Below are 1,685 nucleotides of genomic sequence, written 5' to 3' on the forward strand. Positions count from 1 at the left end.
TGTTGTTGGAGATCCGCCCGGACGGGATCAGCGCAACCACACGGCCAGGGCCCACCGGCCTCACCGTCAGCGGATACTCAGACCCGCCACGCGCCAGCCACCCCACGCCAGTGACCATCATCCAGGCCCTGGCGTTGACCGGCATCGACCACACCCACGCCGCCGACCCGAGATTGGTGGTCGAGCCTCGCCCCATCGACACCGAGGCGTGCACCAGACGCCCCACCTGCATCCAGCGACCCTCCAGCGTGCCGTTTCCGATCGAGAGGTTGGTGCCGTCGCTCTGCGACCACGCCACGGCGTATGACGACCACGACGGAGACAGCGACGACAGCGCATTTTCGGTGCCCTGAGCCAGCAGGGCCATATCTGCCGGGACGTTGTTTGCGTCCGCCAACTCCGGCGTCCGGAGTCCATAGATCGGTGTGGTCGGCATCCCGTGCCTCCTTAGATCGTGGTGATGAGAGTGACCCGTCCAGCGTCGGGACGGTCAGATGGGCCCAGTAGTGCCATGTAGTCCGTGGTGCCCTGGTACGAGACAGCGATCCCGCGAGCAGCGCCGGACAGCAGCGCCGACACCTCAGCGCTGGTCAGCGCGATGTCGACGGTGCCGCCCTGTGCCACTGTCCCGGCGGCGCGAGGCTGAGTTGTCAGCGCGGGAGGTGACGATGGTCGCGTCGCAGCACCGTGCAGCGCCAGCCACACGGTCCGCGCCGCCGACATGCCCGCACCGGTCGCCCGATACAGACGCACCACACCAGACGAGCCAGTCCCGCCCCGTGCCAGGGTCGAGCCGTAAAAAAAGTAGCCGGTGTTGTCGGCCACCTGCCCCGAGGTGGAGTGCCCCTGATAGGCGCGGTGCCCGGCGGTGCCGTCGCTGCGCCACCTCCCAGACCTAGCCGTCGCAGCCTGCACCGCCCCAGCAGCCACAGTGGCCGGTGCGGGCGCCGGATCAGTCTGTGGCGGGGTCGGGTCAGACGGCGGCGTGGATGGCGGCGGCGGAGCGGACGGTGTGCCGATACGGCCCACCACCACACCACCAGCAGACCCCCACAGCAGCGCCACCCGATCACCCACCACCGGCACACCACCGACGTGCGGGACCGTCACAGGCCCCACCCCAGTCGAGACGGTCACCACACCAGACCCAGTGGATGACACAGTGCCCTCACTCGGCCGGGCGGTACGCAGACCCACCACATGCCACACCCCCTCGGAGCGCAGCAGCAGCACCCGGTCACCAACCGCCAGCGGTGTCGGCAGCCACACCAGCGGCGTCACCTCGGACCCCAGCACCGACACCAGCAGCACCGGGGAAGTTGCCTTCACCTCCCCCGCGACGGCAGGCGGACGAGCCGGGGTCAGAGCAGACGCGACAGCATCACCCAGAGGATCAGACATCGACCAGCACCCCCCACCCAGCGCTCGCCGTGACCGTCATCGATCCCCCAGTCAGCGGCAGCCTGATACCCGTCACCAGGGCATCCACCGTGCGGGTCGGCAGCCTCAGCCGCAGCGTGTCCAGCACATCAAGAGCCGGGTCCGGCGCGCACGTCACAGTCAGCGTTTGGCGGCGCGCCGCCCTCGCCCGCTCACCCATCGTCCTCGCCGCCGACGCGCACTGAGCGTTCGTCCGCATTAGCGGGGAGTGCAGGAACTCGGGGACGCGTCCGAACCCGGAGGCA

The 1,685-nt window shown here is 69.5% G+C and carries 3 protein-coding genes; all 3 read right to left on the reverse strand.

The genetic code is table 11. The annotated features are described in order from the left end of the window. On the reverse strand, nt 1-436 hold a 436-nt coding region (locus ACTQ48_RS11100), incomplete at its 3' end, for a hypothetical protein (protein WP_441570956.1). An 11-nt stretch (nt 437-447) separates the two neighbouring features. Continuing rightward, complete coding sequence (locus tag ACTQ48_RS11105) at nt 448-1,401, reverse strand: hypothetical protein (RefSeq protein ID WP_441396056.1); 954 nt, start codon at nt 1,399-1,401, stop codon at nt 448-450. Then, nucleotides 1,394-1,685, reverse strand: a 292-nt coding sequence (locus tag ACTQ48_RS11110) for a hypothetical protein (protein WP_441570958.1), incomplete at its 5' end; no start/stop codon positions are given. The genes ACTQ48_RS11105 and ACTQ48_RS11110, both read right to left, overlap by 8 nt.

The sequence above is a fragment of the Collinsella sp. Sow4_E3 genome, from assembly GCF_052116285.1.
In the GTDB taxonomy this organism is placed as follows: Bacteria; Actinomycetota; Coriobacteriia; order Coriobacteriales; family Coriobacteriaceae; genus Collinsella.